9 protein-coding genes are annotated in these 19,721 nt (G+C 40.9%); 8 read left to right on the forward strand and 1 reads right to left on the reverse strand.

The window, feature by feature from the left end:
- From ABFY19_RS03275 to ABFY19_RS03290, 4 genes are read left to right on the forward strand one after another with little or no spacing between them, the layout of a single operon-like run.
- The gene (locus tag ABFY19_RS03275) at positions 1 to 1,107 is read left to right on the forward strand and encodes a Wadjet anti-phage system protein JetD domain-containing protein (protein ID WP_418791813.1); all 1,107 of its coding nucleotides are present in this window, start codon (positions 1 to 3) and stop codon (positions 1,105 to 1,107) included.
- Entirely contained in the window at positions 1,100 to 2,743 is a 1,644-nt protein-coding gene (locus ABFY19_RS03280; protein ID WP_418791814.1) for a hypothetical protein, read from the forward strand. Before ABFY19_RS03275 ends, ABFY19_RS03280 begins: the two co-directional genes overlap by 8 nt.
- A complete protein-coding gene (locus tag ABFY19_RS03285) occupies positions 2,740 to 3,465 on the forward strand; it encodes a DUF6063 family protein (RefSeq protein WP_418791815.1) in 726 nt (241 codons plus the stop codon). The genes ABFY19_RS03280 and ABFY19_RS03285 overlap by 4 nt, the downstream gene beginning before the upstream one ends.
- Positions 3,465 to 7,853: a hypothetical protein gene (locus ABFY19_RS03290; RefSeq protein ID WP_418791816.1), complete on the forward strand. Its 4,389-nt coding sequence runs from the start codon at positions 3,465 to 3,467 to the stop codon at positions 7,851 to 7,853. The genes ABFY19_RS03285 and ABFY19_RS03290 overlap by 1 nt, the downstream gene beginning before the upstream one ends.
- Positions 7,854 to 7,965: 112 nt before the next feature.
- Here the strand turns inward: ABFY19_RS03290 and ABFY19_RS03295 are convergent, their stop codons facing one another.
- Positions 7,966 to 13,260, reverse strand: a complete 5,295-nt coding sequence (locus tag ABFY19_RS03295; RefSeq protein WP_418791817.1) for a leucine-rich repeat protein — start codon at positions 13,258 to 13,260, stop codon at positions 7,966 to 7,968.
- A 208-nt stretch (positions 13,261 to 13,468) separates the two neighbouring features.
- Between ABFY19_RS03295 and ABFY19_RS03300 the strand changes: the two genes are divergently transcribed.
- From ABFY19_RS03300 to glp, 4 genes are all read left to right on the forward strand, one after another.
- Positions 13,469 to 14,977: a transcriptional regulator gene (locus ABFY19_RS03300; protein ID WP_418791818.1), complete on the forward strand. Its 1,509-nt coding sequence runs from the start codon at positions 13,469 to 13,471 to the stop codon at positions 14,975 to 14,977.
- 32 nt (positions 14,978 to 15,009) lie between these two features.
- Positions 15,010 to 15,780, forward strand: a complete 771-nt coding sequence (locus ABFY19_RS03305) for an ADP-ribosylglycohydrolase family protein (protein WP_418791819.1) — start codon at positions 15,010 to 15,012, stop codon at positions 15,778 to 15,780.
- 55 nt (positions 15,781 to 15,835) lie between these two features.
- Positions 15,836 to 18,166, forward strand: coding sequence for a hypothetical protein (locus tag ABFY19_RS03310; RefSeq protein ID WP_418791820.1), 2,331 nt, complete (start codon positions 15,836 to 15,838; stop codon positions 18,164 to 18,166).
- Between the two features lie 246 nt (positions 18,167 to 18,412).
- Entirely contained in the window at positions 18,413 to 19,621 is a 1,209-nt protein-coding gene (glp, locus tag ABFY19_RS03315) for a gephyrin-like molybdotransferase Glp (RefSeq protein WP_418791821.1), read from the forward strand.
- Positions 19,622 to 19,721: the final 100 nt, after the last annotated feature.

Genomic DNA, 19,721 nt, shown 5'->3' on the forward strand with positions numbered 1-19,721 from the left:
ATGTGGCAGGTTGAGTATTTTAAGAAAGCAGTATTAAAAAGCTTGGAGAAGGAAATTAACCGTTCTGATAATAAGTATATCCTTTTAGAAAATCTACTCAGTGCTGTCGAAGGTGTTAATAGTGATATGCCTGCTTTTCTTCAAAGCTCGGAAGGACAGACTGTCTTTAATGAAGCAGTTTTGGACCTTGTTTCCGGACAAATCATTTCGCCTGTAGGTAAACCGAAAACCGTTCGCGGGCTGCATTTGAAATATAAAATGAATAAAAAGCGAGCAGAAAAAGATAACGATTTAATAAAGCAAATAATTAATAATATAACGCCACCGGCTGCACTGGACCACTACATTAAAAATCCCGGGGATTATGTTAATGACTGTGAAATTATTGCTGCCATTTGTGCTTTTCTTAAAGATGGAAATAAGGATATGGTAACATTAAACGAAAGGGCGTACCAGCTTTTTGGTGATGAGAAATTTTTTAAGGGTGCACCTAAAATCAGAAGCCGTGGAGAAACAGTTTTGAAAAGATTGGGCTTAAGCTATGCTGATTTAGCCTGTGCAGAGACCGTTGAGCCCTTTTTTAGTTTTCAGAACAGAGAGTTTCATTCACTTTCATCAAGAAATATTTTTATTATTGAAAACAAGGACACCTTCTGGTCTTTTAAAGGCCATATTATGGATGCTCCATCAGATATTAAAGTAGATATGCTTGTTTACGGGGAAGGAAAGAAAATCATCAGTAGTTTTAAGTTTATTGATGAATATGGTGTCACCCCGGTTACGGATAGTTTTTTCTATTTCGGTGACTTGGACGCAGAGGGCATAAACATTTATTGTGAGCTTGCGGAAAAGTTTTCGCAATATAAGATAAATCCTTTTTATGAAGGCTATCAGGCTGTTTTGCATATAGGCCAGAGAAAGGCACCTAAGGAAACTCCAAAGAATCAGGTAGTTAGAAAGGAAAATATCGACAGATTTATCAAGGGTTTTGAATCCGTATGGGCGGTAAAGCTGAAGAGACATTTGGAAGATGGTTTCTATATACCTCAAGAAGCCCTTTCTGCTACCGAAATGAGAGAAAGGTTTGGAAGGATAACTAATGATTGATTTAAGGCGTAACAATAATTTTATCGACAAAGACGACATGCTGGCCCGTGAAATCATAAAGGAAAACACTGGAGGGAAAGACCCCGAACTGACCCTTGTAGAGGAATTTTTAGAAGAACTGGATTTACGGCTGGAGCAGGTCAAGGTCTATTATCCTTTTATGGAAATGCTGAGAAAAAGGAAAAAGGAAGAAGAGTCTTCGAGGATAATTCCTGAGCTTTGTTTTTTAAGTTTATCCTACCTGATTTATGAAGGGAAGCTTAAACATCGGGGAATTACCTTTGAGGATTTGCAGGCCTTTTTAAATAAGGCATTACAGCGCATCATGAACAGGAAGTTTGCACAGGAGGAGTTACAAAGCCTGACAGCAGACATATTGGATGGACTGCAAAATGGCGGCCGTAATTTTGTTATAGAAACCTACAGTTTTATAACGGGAAAATTTAGGGAAAAATATGTCAAGTTCCTTGAAATTAAACAATCTGGTGAAGGTGTGCTCCAATATTACATAACCGAGCAGGGAGTTGACTTTTATCTCAGGACAAAGGAATTTCCTGAGGAAACCAAGATAACCATTAACCTGCTTTTGTTTCAAAAGCAGATGGAAAAGGGTGCTTTTGGCTTTGCCTATGAGACGGTGAGAAGGCTTAACATGGAGGTTCAGAAAAAGAAAGATCGTAAATACTCGCTCCTGGAATCACTGATGTATGGTCTTAATGACTCGGGAGAAGCGTATCACAATTATCATCACAGTATTGTCATGCAATTTGAAGAAGAAGCTGAGCTGTTTGGTGTGGCAATCAAAAATGTCAGAAGTGTTTTTGATGAGTACGTGGAGAGAATTAATAACGGTGAAGCTACGGATAAAGAGAAAAGCACCTTTACGCTAATAAAAATCATTGAAAAGGAAATTGGCCGGGCCCAGACCCTGCATACACAACTATTAAAGGAAGCTGTGGGGTTTACCAGGGAGTACGATCAAGCTTTGGGGGTCAGAAGAAAAGCAATCTTTACTGAACGGTTCAACTTTCAGGGTGAGTTTGAAAAACTTGTGAAGGAAGACGCACAGCCTGAGGCTCTGAAATTCTTGTTTGAGCCCCTGCTGAAGCCATATGTCAGAAAAAGTTTTAATCCTCTAAGAGCCCTTGAGTCACAGCGTTTGGTAAAGAGCTGTCAAGTAAGTGAAGAAAGCCAGGACCATGATGTTATGGGAGACAGGGAGACAATTGACCAAATAACCAGTAAGCGGGTCAGAAAAAATTTCGTCTTCTATGCCTCCAGGCTCTTGGAAGAATTATGCACCTCGGAAGGACAGGTCACTCTCCGGGAATTCTGCAGCAGACTGATGGAAAGATATTCAGAGGATACTGTTTATAACGGAGATTTTTTAAGTTTTTTGTTGGCGCTGAACCGGGACAAACAGATTGGTCAATACTCCAGAACTATTGATTTTGCTAACGTGAACGGCCAAATGGACGAAGAACTGAAAACTATCGAAGAAGTATTTCTTAAGGCAAGTCTGTCTAAGTCAGAAGCCATAAACCAGGTTACAGTCAAGTCCTTCCCCGAAGAGGAAGTGGAGCTGTTGCCGGGATTGAAGATTACAAATATGATTTTTAGAGGTGAACGAATATGATAACTTCGGAAACATTCGATGTGTTGGATGAAGCGCTGGCAATACTAAAAGCTCTGCTGCAAGGTGAAGAAGTCAGTAAAAACAGAAACGGCCTCTTATACGAAAAGTACCGTTACCGCACAGATGTTGAGGAAATGCTTAATCATATCGCTACTAAGCTAGAGCTTAGGGTTTTTTCGGGAAATGACAAGCTGTTCATTTGTCCCGAGGTGGGAAGCAGGCTTTTTGGCTGGACCAATGAAGAAATGCGAAACAAGATTAGCTACATAACTACTAATAACGAACTTTTTACCGGGTATTTTGTCATTATGACTTTTATTACTATGTTTTATAAGGAAGCATATCCAGATACACCGATAGCCTATATCAAAATAGGGGACTTAGTTGAGGGTGTTTCCCAGCGGATAGAGACGCTTTTCAATATGGAGGACTTAGAAGCAGTCAGCCAGGAGAACCAATTTGACTTTGCAGAAATCTGCAAGGTTTGGCAAAGATTACCCGATGCCCGAGAAGGGGTGGCTGGAGGGAAAAACGATAAAGTTGCTTTTGTCGAAAATATTTGCAGGTTTTTAAGTGCTGAGAAACTGATTATCCTGGAACTGAACCAGAGGATTATCTACCCTACCGAACGATTTAAGTCGATAATCTGGAACTATTATGAGGACAGGGACAACAGGAAGGACCTGCTGTCCTTTGTCAAAAGCCTGGAGGTTGTAAGCTAATGCCTCATATAAATTGTATTCGCCTTGTGAATGTTCATTTTAATAACGCAACCCAGTTCTATGATGACTTTTACATGGAGTTGGGTGGGAAAAACACGACCTATGACCTGGAAAACGGTGGTGGGAAATCTCTGTTGCTGCTTATGATTTTACAGACAGTGCTGCCAAAGTCGAATCTCCGCAGGGAGAAACCTTTAAGCCTCTTGTTTCAGGGTGGAAAGGAAAGAACTTCTCACGTTGCTGTAGAATGGATTCTGGAAGAAGGAAGCGACTATAAATATTTGCTAACTGGTTTTTCGGCGCGCAAAAGAAAGGGTAATACGGAACTGGCGAGCGGTGATGTGGCTGAAGAGGATGAGGTCCTCCAAGCATCAGAAATTGAACACTTGAATTGGTGCGTTTTCTACAACGATTACAAAATTACAAATATAAGGTCTCTGGCCCTGCGAAACGAAGAGGCCGGGAAGAAAAGCTATGCTGCTTTTGATGATATCCGAAAGTATGTTCAGCAAATGAGGCAAAAAGGATTACCGGCATCATTATTTGACAGGATTGACCAGTATCAACGTTATATTTCTGCCCATCATCTTTTACCTGCGGAATGGAATATCATTAAAGGCATCAACAGTGGTGAGAATAATATTGAGTCTTATTTTAGGCAAAACACCACCTCCCGAAAACTCATTGAGAATCTATTTGTAAAGCTTATTGAGGATGTAGAGGCATTAGATAAGGATGAAAGGAATAAGAATGACAGCCTGCTGTTGGCTGACACCTTAATCGAAATTCGCGACAGGCTCAATGAGTACCGGCGGCTGAAGGGACATATGTCGGAATATGAAAAGATTAAGGAATACTATGACGAGTTCGGCAGACGAAATGACGAATTTTTAAAGTGTTATCTAGAATATGAAGCCTGCAAGAACCAAGCTGTTGCAATAAAAAACCTTATTGAAGAAAAAATCCAGGCACTGGAAAAGGAACAAGAAACAATAACCGCTAAATTAGAAAACAACCATGCGGGCTACGACGAGGCTTTACAGCTAAAAAAGCTGCTGGAGGCGGGGTTAGTTGAATATAGAAAGAAAAAACTGATAACAGTTCAGCTGTGTATGGTGGAGGAACAGAAACAGGCAGAGCAAAGGCAGGAAGATCTGGAGAAGCAATTGAATAACCTCTTGACTCTGGAGGGCTATGGAGAGTATCGAAATGAAAAAGCTAAAGTTATGGAAATACACCGACGTCTCCAAACGCTGGAGACTGATGGCGATGTGTTAAAGCAGGATCACAGGCAAGCAGGAGGCAGGCTTAAGTTTCTAGTGGATAAGCTTTTTAAAGAACTGGAAGCTTCCGAAGTCAAGGCAAAACATAGTAGGGCTAAACTTGAAGAAGAAGGTAAGCAAGCCCAGGAAAACCTGATAATTGAGGAGAAAAAGGCTTCCGAATTGGGGGTAATTATAAATCGTCTTTCTGAGCAAGAGACGAACTTGCAGGCCAGGTTTCAGGAAATCAATAATTTCTTTCTTGCGATGGGAGAAACGGAAGCCATTTTTTCGCCTGAGCAGTTTTTAAGTAAATTGGATGATGAACTAAAGGGATACACATCAGAAAAAGAATTCCTGTCTGATAGGTTAACAGTCCTTGAGGAAGAATTACATAATACTGATATTGCCATTGAGAATTTAAAAGGAGATATAAAAGGAAAATTGGCAGCAAAAACGCCATTGGAGGACTGGCTGACAGGCTGCCGGAACGTGCATCTTAAACTGCAGGAAAAGGCTGCAGCCTTTGGGGAAAGCAGCATCGAAGAATATGGGGAAACTCTCCGCAAATTAATTTATCAAGAGAATCTAAACAAGCTTGAAAAGGAGATAGAAGTAAGCAGAAGGCGTCAAAAGAAGAATTTGTCTGAGGAACGGGGCTATTATGTGCCTAATGAGGAAATTTTGGCTTTGGCTGCTCAACTGAGCACTAAATGCGAATTTGTGCAAGCCGGAATTGACTGGATAGCCGGAATGGAACCTAAAGAGAAGGAAACTATTCTTCAGGAAATGCTATGCTTACCCTTTGCCGTTATAGTTGATAAGGTGTCTTTTGGCAAGCTAAAGAAGGGCAGCCTAAGAGTAGACTTTTCCTCTGATTACCCCGTTCCGGTCGTTAATTTAGATACAGTACGTTTAATGAATGCCGGGACACAGGAAGATGTCTACTATTTGTGCGGTTTCTCGGATTTATTGCTGGATAACGCTTGCTACGAAGAATATCTCCTGGGTATAGAAGCTCAACTTGAAACCATGGACAAGGAAATCATTGCTGCAGGAACAAGGATTAGTGAACTAACTGGTGAGTTATCTGAAGTTGATGCTTTTTATGCCAAGTATCCTTTGGATGAAATTGAAAAGATGGAGAAAATGGTCACAAGCATTGAGACGGAAATTGCAGATTTAAATGCAGTTATAGACGATTTGCACCGTAAGAAGGGTGGGCTTACTGAAGAAAAAGCTACTCTTAATGGGCGGCATGCAGAACTTGCAGGGTTAACAGCGGATTGCCGGAATAAAATCGAAAAGTTGATGGAAAACCAAAAAAATGGAGAAAAGCTGATTGAGGTTCGCAAGCAGTTGGGCGAAAAAAGGAAAAACGATGAAGCGGTTAAGGACAGTATTCAAAAGATTAAGAATAGAGCCGTTAAACTAAAAGAACAGCTGGATGCTGAGATTCAGCGGTTAGAAAGGCTAAACCTTGATCTACACGACCTAAAAAAGGAAAGGCAGCAATTGGACAGGTTTGTTCCAATAGAAAACAACTTGGCTCTCACTCAGGCTCGTGCAGAGTATAGAGTCTTGCATGAAGCTTTAAGTGGGAGATATGATGAGGAAAGCAGACTTAGAGATGATCTAAAGGATGCTGAAAACAAAATGGAAGCCATCAATAAGAGAATTTTTAGAGATTGCGGGGGTAATCTGGAAGAAGTTGAAAAAGAGGAAGCGCAGGGCAATGTGATCATAATTCCAACTGAGGTAATGATAGGAAAAGCCAAAGAGGCTAAGGCGGAGAATGGTAAAAAATTAAAAGCTTTAGGTGAAAGGATTATGAAAATAAATTTGGCTATTGAGAGATTTCAAGGGCAGCTTAAAGAAATCTTAAGAACAGCCGAAGTTGAACCGACAACCCTTTTACCACAGTATGATACACAAAGCCGCTATCAAGAGGAAGTTGACCAGGCTCAACAGCTTATCATGAGCTTCGCCGGAGAAATAGAGAATGCCAATAAGGCATTGGAAAGAATGAAAGACAGTCTAAGCAAGCTCTTTGATCAGAAGGAAGATTATGAGTCTTTTATGGACCAAGAAAATGTAACAGATAATGAATTAATAGCATCAGAAATCCAGGAGTATCGTCAATTCCAAAAAGAATACCGCCGTTTACAGGATATTATTGGTCGGTTAGTCCATAAATGGGATGACAGGATAGGAACCGTCCAGGCGGAGGCCAATAATTTCGTTATTCATGAACCAATTGAGGAATTGGGTAAGATCAGGAAGCCGGAAAGTGCAGCCCAATGCCAGTCACGGAAGCATGCCTTTGTTGAATATATAGCAAATATCGATGAGCAAATGAAGAAAATTACCACTGATATAGAGCAGCTAGAAAGCTATCAGGAAGATTTTACTCGTCGATGCGGGCAAAGGGCGGAACTTGTATTGGGGCATCTGAAGAAGCTGGAGGCTCTTTCAAGGATAGAGGTTTATGGCCGTCGGACCAACATGATAGAGCTAAACATAAAGGAATTTGAGGATAAGGATAAACATTTGCGACTGAAGGCTCATATTGACGCAATTATCAGGGAGATTGGGGAAGTTGATGTAGTTGAACGAAAACGTGTTGCAGCCAGGCTGTCTACAAAGGAGCTTTTGGCTCAGATTGCTGACATGGATAAAGCTGCCGTAAGATTATATAAGATCGAGAGTATTCCTGAGAACTCCAGGTTTTATAGGTGGGAACATGCTATTGGTTCCGAGGGGCAAAACAATTCCCTTTACTTTATTTTTGCCGCCTGCTTAATTTCCTTTATTAGAATGTTGTCTATTACTAATGTTGCGGTGAAAACCAAAAAAGTAATAATAGCCGATAATCCTTTTGGAGCTACCTCTGCTGTTTATCTTTGGGACCCCATGTTCAAAATTATGAAGCAGAATGATATCCAGCTAATAGCTCCTGGTCATAGAATTCCCAGAGAAATAACGTCAAGGTTTGGTGTCAGTTATCTTTTAAATCAGGATATCCTTCAGGATGGTCGGATGAGAGTGGTTGTCAAGGATGTAAGGGCTGAAGAAGATGAAGATGTGATGAGGTATGTTGCTCCGGAACAACTGACCATGTATTGATATTCTATCTTTCATTAATATCATCAAATTGACAAATCCCCCGGAACGTAAAACAGCTCGTTCCGGGGGATTTATTTTGGTCAGTGCGCCTTTACAGCTAAGCCAAGCCTTTTTAAGATAAAAGATTGTAGAGAAGTTGTGCAATTTCAGCTCGTGTGGTGCTTGTTCCAGGATAAAGGCTGTTATTGTTTCCACTCACTACGCCGGCCTTGATGAGAGTGGAAGTTGCTTCTTCAGCCCACTCGGCAATATCCGCTGCATCATTGAAACTGGAAAGTTGGTTGTCATTTACTGAATTGGGAACTTCATCAATTACTTTTAAAGCATTGTAGAGCATGACAAACATTTCCTGACGCGTTATTTCTTTCTCTGGGGCAAACATATTGTTACCCACTCCATTTACGATACCAAGGTTTTTGGCTGCAAGCAGGTAATCTGTGTAGTAGGTGTTGCCTGCATCTGTAAAGTTTTCAATCGGATTGGATGTACCTTGGCTCTGAGTATTGATTTGATAAGCCTTCATAAGGAGAACAACAAACTGTGCTCTTGTTAATTTTGCTTCAGGACTATAGTTATTATCACCGGTACCTGATGTGATGCCTCGGGCAGCGATGAAATCCACAGCTGTTTTATACCATGCATTTTCACCAACATCTGCAAACCCAACCGGATTATAGCCAATCACAAATTCAGAAAAATGTTTTGTCTTAAATATCACTGATTTAAGTGCTGAATCATAATGGCCTCTTACAGTTATCAACTTTCTGTCATCTGTAAGGTAGTAAATGACGACGGTATTAGGATTTTCTCCTGGTTGAAGTGTATATGGGATTGTTACCGTTGCATGACCGCTATTAAAGTCAGAAACTTGTGTGTTTCCATTCATAACAGTCAGGTCATATACGGGCCTTCCTTGTACTTTTGCCTTGGCTTCTTCTGACAGGGAGTTGTTATCGATGATGCCAGCAGATATGATAATTGTTCCTCCACTTTCAGCAGCAGAAATCGTTTCCAGTGCCTTAGCATCAAAGAGTATGGATATAAACGATGAAGTTATGCTCAACCCAGCATCTGTTTCATCACTTATTTCTTCCAGATTTTTTTGTAGTATACTTACATTTAATTCATCAGTATCTTCTTGTGTATCGATGAGAAGTTCAATAAGGTCATTCTTATCACTTCCTCCGACAGATGAGATTTTATCAAGGAGAGCATCTACTATAGAAGTGCTTACCGCAGCAGAAGTGTTTCCTGATGTTGTGGCGGAAGATATTTCTGTACTGTTTGTGGTCGAACTATTGTTATCTTCCGTATTGATTACAATAGTTGGAGGAGTATAAGAACTGCCGCCACCTGAAGAAGCTGCTCTTTGTATATTTATCGTGTAAGCTTGGGTAGTCATACTATCTTCGGCAATAACAGATATAGCTATGATGTTTTCTCCAACATTAAGGTCAATATCTTTTGAAGTAGTATCAGTTCCGTTAATTGAAACCACAGCTTCACTATTTATTGGTATGGCAGTTACTGTTATAGTATCTATGCTGTTTATGACGTTTGCAGAATAATCGGTTATTTCACTGTTAAAGGCAGGAGATAAATCAACTTCTGAAACAGAGAGGCTTTCAAGGGAAGCATCATGTTCAGGTCCGGGAACTTGAACTTCCGTAAGGAACGGATATCCGTCATTAAAGGGAAGTAGTGTATCCCATGGAGAAAATTCTGTGTCAGGATAATTATCTTGATTAAGTTCGACCCAACCGTTCAGAGCAGACTCAAAAGCGCCTTCACCGGAAGCATATATACCTGCAGAATATTCAACATCTACTCCGGGATCAGCACCTTTCATTTCTTCTGTAGTAAATTCATAGAGGAAATACTTGCTTCCACTGGTTGAACGGACATGAGCAAGATCCGGATTCACAGTATCATCAAAATATCCGTTTGATACGATAGTTCCGGAGTTACCATAACCGACTAGAGCCCCAACAAGAGCAGTTCCTGTTGAAGAGACTCCTCCTGAAACATAACAATTGTAGACACGACCATAATCTATTAATCCGTTGATACCGCCAACATTAGTCGGATAGTTTCCGCTTCCTGAAACTGCTCCTGAAGAATAGCAATTGATAATTCCTTCGTTATGAAGAATTCCTACTATTCCTCCAATATTACCTTCTGTACCGGATACAATTCCTTTATTGACAGAATTGAAAATAATAGTATAGCCATAGCTTTTTCCGGCTATTCCGCCAACACCGCCATAGCTGGGAACATTTCCTGCCGTCAGAGAGCCTGTATAAATGCCGCCATTAAACGGTCTTATGCGGTCATATGAGAAGGCTCCATGGTAGCCGATCAGCCCGCCAATTGCCGTACCGCTTGATGCAGTGATATCTACATCGGATGTGCAATTGATTATTGAAGTGCCTGAAGTATCACCAATTAAACCACCTATTCTTAGATCACCGCTGCCTATTGAAACGATGCTACCGGAAGCAGAGCAGTCGCTAACTGTTCCATCGGATTCGCAGTATCCGATTAGCATACCCACACTGGTAACTGAATTTACATATACTTCTCCATTTAAGTTAAGATTTTGGATGTTTGCTTGATATTTTACTGCTCCGAAAAGACCTGCTTGGGTTTGAGTTCCTCCGGCTTCAGGAGAAAAAACACTGCCAATAGTCATATTGTTGATGGTGTTACCGTTTCCATCAAAGCTGCCGTTAAAACCAAGTTCAAATCCCGGGTAAAAACGATAACCTATCGGAGTCCATTCCTTTCCGGCAAGATCAAGATCATTTACCAATTTGAAATATTTTTCTGAGTAGTCGTTTCCATTGTTAACATTATATGCAAGTTGAGCAAGCTGTTCGGAAGTTGATATTTCATAAGCAGTTTCGGCAGAAGAACCATCTCCGCCGCCAAATGGATACTGATCGCCAGATACTATTCCCTGGTTCCAGTTTGGCACTTCCTCTTCCGCTACCCAGACAGTACCCTGAGGATTTGCGCTGTCCCCGGTATCCTTATATGTCAAGTAGCCTTCTTTTGTAGTAGGCTGTATACTTTGAGCAGGGCCGGAGAATACAGCGTCATTTATTCTGATATAATTTGAGGCATTGATTTCACCGTCAACAGTGATTAATCCGCCATAAATACCACTGACAGCATAAGCACCGTATCCATCTTCAGATGTAACAGTAACATCGCCGTGTACGGTTATGTCTCCGCCATCCTGAGCAAAAATTCCGTATGTATCAGCAAGAATATCACAATTGCCAATTTCAACGGCTCCTCTGTAATATGCGGAAACTCCTTTGCTGTTATTGCCAACTGCGGTGATGGATGTGGTCACATCGGAATCAATGGATACAGAACTATTATAATCTACTGCCGTTACACCAGTTGGTGCACTATCACCTATTGCATAAAGTGTAAGAATACCTTCGCCATCAACTGAGTTGTCAATTACAGATAAAGAATAACCCTCAAGTGCGGCAAGGGGAACCTCGGTATTGGACACGGTTAGTTCATATCCGTTTAAATCCAAGGTAAATGAAGGACAGTAACTTGAACCTGCCCAAATATTTTCATTATATTCAATATCATCTAGAAGGACAATAGTTTGTCCTTCAGTTACAGATTGCAGAGCAGAATTTAAGGAGGAATAGTTTGTATCAAGAATTTTGCAGACTGAAGGTGCAGGTACAGCATAGAATTCAAGATTATCGTAGTATGCAGTTTTACCATGTCCTGCTGTAATAGCTAATCTGTCGATACCGGATGGAAGATTAAGGGAATCGTTAAGTAGTTCGTCATCGACATATACGGAATATTTATTAGTTAATGGTGAGACTACAATTTTAACGTGATGCCACTGGTTTGCAGTATAACTGTCTTTTAGTTGAATTTCACCACTTCTTGTTGCAGTAGTAATTGTTCCATCTATAAAAAATACACCGGCTTCATTAGAGCCTTCATAGTTGCCGTTTGTAAAAGAAAAACGCAGTTGCCATCCATCAGTGTTTAATGGGTAGACATCTCCTTCAAAGGTATAACTGCTTAAGCCGGCAAGGAGGTCCTCGTTAAGAAGGACAACCTGATCAGAAGCATTGCCCGAAGTTGAGCTAAGGCTGAGCATTTTTGAGGATGTACTGTCGACTGCGGCAACAACCTTTTGATTAGCGTCACCGGTTCCGTTATGAATTTGAGAAATTGGAGCCAGTTCACCTGAAGCAATATTCGTATTGAGAGGGTATGCTTCAAAAGTTTCAAAGTAGCAATAATCTTGCGGCATTGAAACCGTTACAACATCACTGACGTTATTTGAGGCGTCTTTCACTGTGAGGTGAACATATTTTTCTCCGGTAGTTAACCCTAAAGGAGAAAAAGTGATAGTTGTATCTGCGGATATTGCTGTACCGAGTGTCCAGCTGGAAAGATCTTCTGTGGAAGGGGCGGTATTTTCATCTGATACCATGTAATAATATGTGCCTGATTCATTTGACATAAAGCGAGTAATAGCAGTTGAGGAATCACTTCTCCAGACTGAGTAGCCGTAAAGATCTGGAGCTACAGTATCCGGGATTTCTAACATAATAGTATCGTATGTTTCAAAGTTCGGTGTCCAGGTCGGGGTCGTAAAACCTGTTGCTCCGTTGTAATAATATACAGTAAAATTTGGATGAACATTAGGGAAAACAAAATTTGCCATACTTGGTGCATTGCCTGCAAAGGTTGCTGAAACAAGATTAGAACACGAGTTGAATGCAGATAATCCTAAATCAGTTATATTGGAGGGAATAGTGATTGATGTAAGTGAAGCACAACTTTGGAAAGTGTAGTCATCTATGACTGATAAAGATGTAGGTATTCTGAAATCAGATATCGCTGTGTCAGAAAATGCACCCCACCCAAGAGAAGATAAATTGTTACCATTTATTGTTACATCGGAAAGCTGTGAACAAAGAGCAAATGCCGAAATATCAATTGTCTCGACAGTGCTTGGAATGGATATAGAAGTAATATTTGTTCCATTAAAGGCAAACTGGCCAATATATGTAACACCATCACCCAAATTAACTGAAGTAACAGCACTGTTCTGGAATGCACTGCTCTCAATGCGCAGAACAGTATCTGGTATGATAACAGATGTTACGGTTGTATTGTCTTTGAATGCGTTGCTGCCGATTCGAGTAACCGGTTTCCCGGCAATAGTTGATGGGATAGTGATGTTTGCATCAGTACCGGTATAACCGGTAATGGCAGCAGTTGTATCTCCGTCATAAAGTGTGTAAAGCCAATCGCCTTCGACAGCTGCATATGCAGTTATTGGAGTGATTGGAATCATTGAAAACATAAATGCAATGACAATAATTATGGATAGCAACTTCTTTTTCATTTTATTCCTCCTCACAAAAATATTTTTGATTTGATATTTTTTTAAACTTTATATCTCATTACACCACCTCAAATTAAATTATATAAAAAACGGAGGATAAATTTATTGTTTTGTTGAATTTGTCATTGTCAAATAAATTCTGACAAGATTCGTGTCAAATAATTTGTAAGATCTTATTGTGCTATATAATTAACTTGAGGTGTTAATTATGAAATTTCATGAAAAGCTTGATTTCCTAATGAATATAACCAAAACGACCAATAGTTCTCTTTCTATGCATATTTCTTTGGATTCTTCACATATTAGCAGATTACGCAGAGGTCAGAGAAGACTCGTACCAAATGCGGAATATGTATCAAAAATGGCAGCTTATTTTGTGCGCCAATGTGTGGAAGATTATCAAAAGAACGCTTTGCTGGAAATTCTGAAGAAGCCTGTCACATTATTAGAGGAGCCGGAAAAAGCTGCTGAACAGGTATATCTTTGGCTAGTGTCTGATGATAAGTCTGAATCGGCATCAGTAGCCGGTTTCCTGGAAGGATTAAATAATATGAAGATGAGGAGTTTAAAAAATGATGCGAAAAGAATTTTATCCCCTGAAATAATCAAGACTGAGGCAGATATTTCATTATATTATGGAGTGGAAGGTAAAAGAGAAGCAGTCATAAGGTTTTTATCAATAGCCCTAGAAAAAAAGAAGCCGGGAGAAATTTTATTATATAGTGATGAGTCAATGGATTGGCTGACTCAGGATTTAGCATTCCAAGTTAAATGGATGAATTTGCTGTTTAAGGTTATTGAACAAGGGAATCGTATTAAAATAATCCATACTGTAAGTCGAAATTTGAATGAAATGTTGGAGGCTTTGTCAAAATGGATTCCATTATATATGACTGGGGCCATAGAACCTTATTATTACCCAAAAAAGAGAGATGGAATTTTTAGAAGGACAATATTTATTGCACCTGAAAAGGCAGGTATATCAGTTAATTCTTTTGAAACCATGTCTGACAATATCATGAATGTTTTATTTCAAGATAAAAAAGCAGTCCAGTCCCTTGTAGAGGAATTTAATTGTTATCTAAATATCTGCAAGCCTTTAATGCGAATCTTTACTGATAAAAAAAGGCAGGAGTATTTTCAGACTTTAGCCGAGTTTGAAAAAGAAACTGAGAATACGGTATCAAGAGTGGAAGGCTTATCATTAGTTACAATGCCTGAACATGTTTTTCGTTCTTTGCTAGAGCGAGCCAATATCAGAAACATAGATAAGCTGATGGATTATTTTATAAATAGAAGAGAAAGATTTTTAGAAACTATAAAAGATAGAAAATTTAATGAAATAATTAAAATTGACAATCATTTAGAAATAAAGGATGGTTTAATTGGCTATACAGGGATAGATGGGTTGTCTGAAGTAAGATATACAGTAGAAGATTATAAGGAACATTTGAAAAACATAATATATCTATTAAATACATATGAAAATTATAATGTTACAATTGATACAAGTCCCAGACGTGATGATTATCAGCTATATGTGAAAGAAGATTTAGGAGTTATTGTTGAGAAAATTACAGAACCACATGTTGTATTTGCTATTAATGAAGGAAATATGATTGCTTCATTCTGGGATTATGTCAATATGATCCTAATGTATAAGCCTAATAAGAAGAGCGTTATCAAGCAGCTGGAAGAAATAATTGCGGATAGTTAAGCTACTAAGAAGCGCGGGGGCAGGAGGTAAATATGATTGGTGCTATCATTGGAGATATAGTTGGCTCAGTTTACGAATGGAACAATATAAAGACAAAGGAATTTCCACTTTTCAACCCAGGATGCTTTTTTACTGATGATACGGTAATGACCTTGGCAATAGCAGAAGGAATGTTTAATGGTGGTAGTGCTGAAGCATTCATCCAATCTATGAAAAAGTATGGTCATATGTATCCTGATGCAGGCTATGGAGGCCGTTTTGGCAATTGGCTGTTTTCTGAGGACATTCATCCATATAACAGTTGGGGTAATGGATCAGCTATGAGAGTCTCATCAGTGGCTTGGTTGTTTGATACTCTCTCAACGATAGAGCAATATGCCGAAGTCTCTGCTGCTGTAACGCATAATCATCCTGAAGGCATTAAAGGCGCACAAGCAACTTCGTCAGCCATTTTTCTTGCCCGAAAAGGAAAAACGAAAGATGAGATAAAGGCTTATGTTGAGAGTAAATATGGTTATGATTTGAGCCGCACTCTTGAAGAAATACGCCCGGATTATCGCTTTTATCAGAGTTGCCAGGAAACTGTACCTGAAGCGATCATTGCTTTTCTAGAAAGCGTGGATTTTGAGGATGCAATAAGAAATGCAATTTCCCTTGGCGGAGACAGTGACACTCTTGCTGCAATAACCGGCAGCATAGCTGAGGCAGCTTATGACGTTCCGGTAGAAATCAAGGAAAATGCGTTGTCAATCCTTGATGAGCACTTGCTTGATGTATATAGGCAATTTTGTGATAGGTTGTAGGTTAAATATTAATACAAGTGATTTTGTTTAACAACGGTAAAAAGGAGATGACGGTATGGGTTTAAGAAATTTTTTTAGGCATAGTATAGCTTTTCTGGCCGTGCTGTTGATTTTTGCAGGTCTTTTGAATGTCTCGGCCACGGCCGCTTTGGCAGATGAATCATTGCCGGATCTCAATGATGAATTATTTCGATCAGCAGATGTGGGGCTTCCTTTTTCAAATTTACAGTTATTACCGTGGAAAGACGGTACCAGAAACGTTGCTTTATACGGTACCCGCGGAGACCGTACAACAAAACTTTGGATCAATATTTACAGCTTTGAACCATCTGTTGCCGCAAAAGAATACGCCATTCAAGAAAATTTTTTATTTGGCGGAGCGCTTGCTGAGGGAGAACGTCTTGTGATCGACGATTCAACCGAAGTTAGCAGCAAGCGGTACACGGGGTATATTGATGATGCGGTTCCGATTAGCGCACACTATCTGCTTAAGCTTTCGGAACAGTCATATGCTCTGGTGCAACTGGAATTCTGGCCGGCTGGGAGTGATTCGCCGGATGATGCTGCACTGGATATTTTTGAAAAAGCAATTGATTTTGTTAATTCACTGGTTTATGAGACTGAGTATCTGGAAGGCACGGTTACAGGGGTTGATAAACTGCCGCTTCCAAACTGCAGAGTGCTGTTTTACGAAGAATCAGAAGCTGATGATGACCTGTTGTTTGTGGCCGAAACGGTAACGGACGATGCCGGATACTTTAAGATACCCTATGATGCGACGCTCGAAGAGGGCCGACAGGGCGCCCTTTACATCAATATGGAATATGTGGAAAACGGGCAGATCATGTACCGCATTATGTATTTGGCTAAGCCTGTGGGAATCAATAAATATTTTCTGCTTGAAGAGGAAAAAGACCTGACGCAGAACGTCTCGCTGCTGGATGCTTCACAGAAAGACAGCTCCTATACGGGGGCATTTGATCTGTCCGGGTTGGCTCATTTCGAAGCCATGTACCGGCATATGATGGAGGCCTGGCGTTTCTATACCACGCATACCGATTGGAATCTGAACTACAAATTGCCTGTTGATGTCATCTCCTTTTCGGGCAGCAAAACGTATTACTCACCGAAGTATGGAAAAATTAATATCTCCGCTTGGGACTCAGTCTTTGACAGCCCTCAGGCCCCCATGAACCGCGAGTGGCATGAATTTTCACATCATGCGATGTTCAGCCAGTACGGTATGTGGCCGGAGCTGCTTCCCGGCAGTGAGAACCACGCGGGATACATCAATCCATCTACTGCGGACTCGCTGCTGGAGGGGTTTGCTGAATTCATGGCCTGTGTCATTGCGGATACATACGGCTACCCGAACCCTAATTTGTATCAACCATATTATAATCTGGAACTGAATTATAAGGGATGGGAATACAGGGGGAAGGCGGAAGAAATCGCATTTGCGGGGCTGTTATGGGACCTGTATGACCCGGCAAATGATGATGCTGTAGATCTGTCCCTGGGTGACATACTGCTGCTCTTAAATGATTATCTCCCAGATGTCGCCACTTTTTACGAGCGGGCTATCGCGCAGTTCCCGTCAAAGGCGGATGCAATCCGTGAAGTTTTTGTCATGCATGGGTTCTTTGCCGACAGGGAAGCTGGAAATAACACCTATGATACATATGAGCCGTTTACTGATAAAAATAAAAATGCCACCTATGATTCTGGCGAATATTTTATCGATTACGCGCAGCGCAGCCCTGTTTATAATCAGTCGGATGCAGTAGGGCAGGCAACAAATTACCAGCGTTCGGAACGCAGAAACACAGTCACCTTTCCGGGGTTTTTCATCAGCACGCCTTCAGAAGCTGCCTTTTTTGTTTTTCGCTTTGAGTTTGAAGAGCAGGCAAGCTTGAATTATGAATTGGTTCAATCCGCAATCGACGGGAAAATACCATTTCCTGTCCCTGCTGAAAATATTGCCTATACCGTCACCGTAGAAGCCGTTGATGGGCAAACGGGCAATCCGCTGGTCCTGCACTCAACCGAGCTTGTCCCGATGCTGGATACAGCTAATGAACGCGGGGATATCCTGGAACATGATTTTCAGGTCACGGGGGCTTCGGTGCGGACAAAAGTTCTGCCGGAATCTTCATCCGATGCACTGGATACGCCCTATTGGGAGCAGTTTAATCTGCGCGCATCTACAGATGATTATACTTATCAATACCAGCCCGAAACGCCGCAGACATTGTCCGCCCAGGCAGACCAACAACAAAATGACACTGGAATGGCCAACAGAGGCATTATGATCGTAATCATAATTGCTGTTATTTTGGCGGTGGGTGTTGGTGGTTTCTTTTTAATTCGTATGCGCAAAAAATAGCGTTTTTATTAACACTTAATCCTTTTTCATTATGTTTTATGTATCTGGAGGCTATCCATTGTGTTAAATGAAAAATGTTTTTTATTGCTGGCAAAGAAAAGCGCAGAAGAAATCATGGCTATGTCTAAGTATTCAGGATAAATGTATGATTTTTATCGATCCAGTAGACGGGTCGCGTAGTGCTGAGAATGGTTCATAGAAGTTTTATACAGATTGAATTAACAGCATAAACGGAGGATATTAGTAATGAAAAGGAGTTTAATTTCCTATTCTGAGGCTTTTCAGAAAGTAATGGGCTGTATCAGTTCGCTGAGTTCGGAATACTGCAAAATACCGGGAGTTGCAGGACGGGTGGTGTCGGAAGACCTTTTTGCCAAAGTTGATTCCCCTTCGGTTGATGGTTCACTAAAGGATGGTTATGCTGTTCAATCAGCTGATGTTGCCGCTGCATCATATGACAACCCTGTACATCTAAGACTTAGCGGATGTATACCGGCAGGAGGTGTATGGAAAGGGACAGTAAAGCCGGGAACCGCCGTAAAAATTCTGAGCGGTGCGAAGATTCCCAAGGGGGCTTCTGCGGTAGTGGCCAATGAATATGCTTCCGATGATGGGCAGGTAGTTACAGTGGTCAATACTGCCGAAGAGGGTCGGAATATATTAAAATTGGGTAGTGACATCAAAACAGGGGAACTTCTGGTTGCCAAAGGCAGGATGTTGAAGCCGGCCGCGGTAGGGATGCTGGCTGCTGCTGGTTATACTGAGGTCCCCTTGTTTAAAAGACCGAAAGTTGCTATTATTGCAACAGGTGACGAGGTCATAGCTCCAGGGAAACAACTTTTGGAAGGGCAGTTATTTGCCAGTAATATTGTTACACTAGCTGAATGGTGTAATATATTTGGTATGACCTGTAAGACCTGGGTTGTTCGGGACGATCAGGAGTTAATCCGCCAAAGGCTTCAGGAAGTACTAAGAGAATTTGATGCGGTGATAACCAGCGGCGGGGCTTGGACGGGTGAGCGTGACCTGATTATTCGGATAATGGATGACTTAGGATGGGATAAAAAGTTTCACCGGGTTAGGATGGGACCCGGTAAAGCCATTGGGTTTGGACTATTTCAAAGCATACCGGTTTTTTGTCTGCCAGGTGGTCCACCCTCCAACTTAATGGCTTTTTTGCAATTGGCTTTACCGGGTTTGTTAACAATGTGCGGGTACAAAGAGCCGGGCCTGACAGTTGTACCCGCAAGGTTAGGGGAGCCGGTCAGAGGACAAAAGGATTGGACTCAGTTTATTCATGGCACCTTTATTGATGATAATGCATTGCCGATTTTTAAGCCTATACAAATGACCAGCAGGCTGCAAATGCTCAGCCGTGGTGAAGCAATTATGGCAATTCCTGAGGGGAGAGACTTCATTGATGCCGGGGAAATAATACAAGTGCAAAAATTATGAAATCATGTCTTTGAAGGGGTTGTCATTGTATTGATAATGGAATCTCGTGATATGGGTTTGTTGGCTGGTATGATTTATGAATATGCTTTTGGAAATGTTA

The organism is Phosphitispora sp. TUW77, from assembly GCF_048453025.1.
Classification (GTDB): Bacteria; Bacillota; Thermincolia; order Thermincolales; family UBA2595; genus Phosphitispora.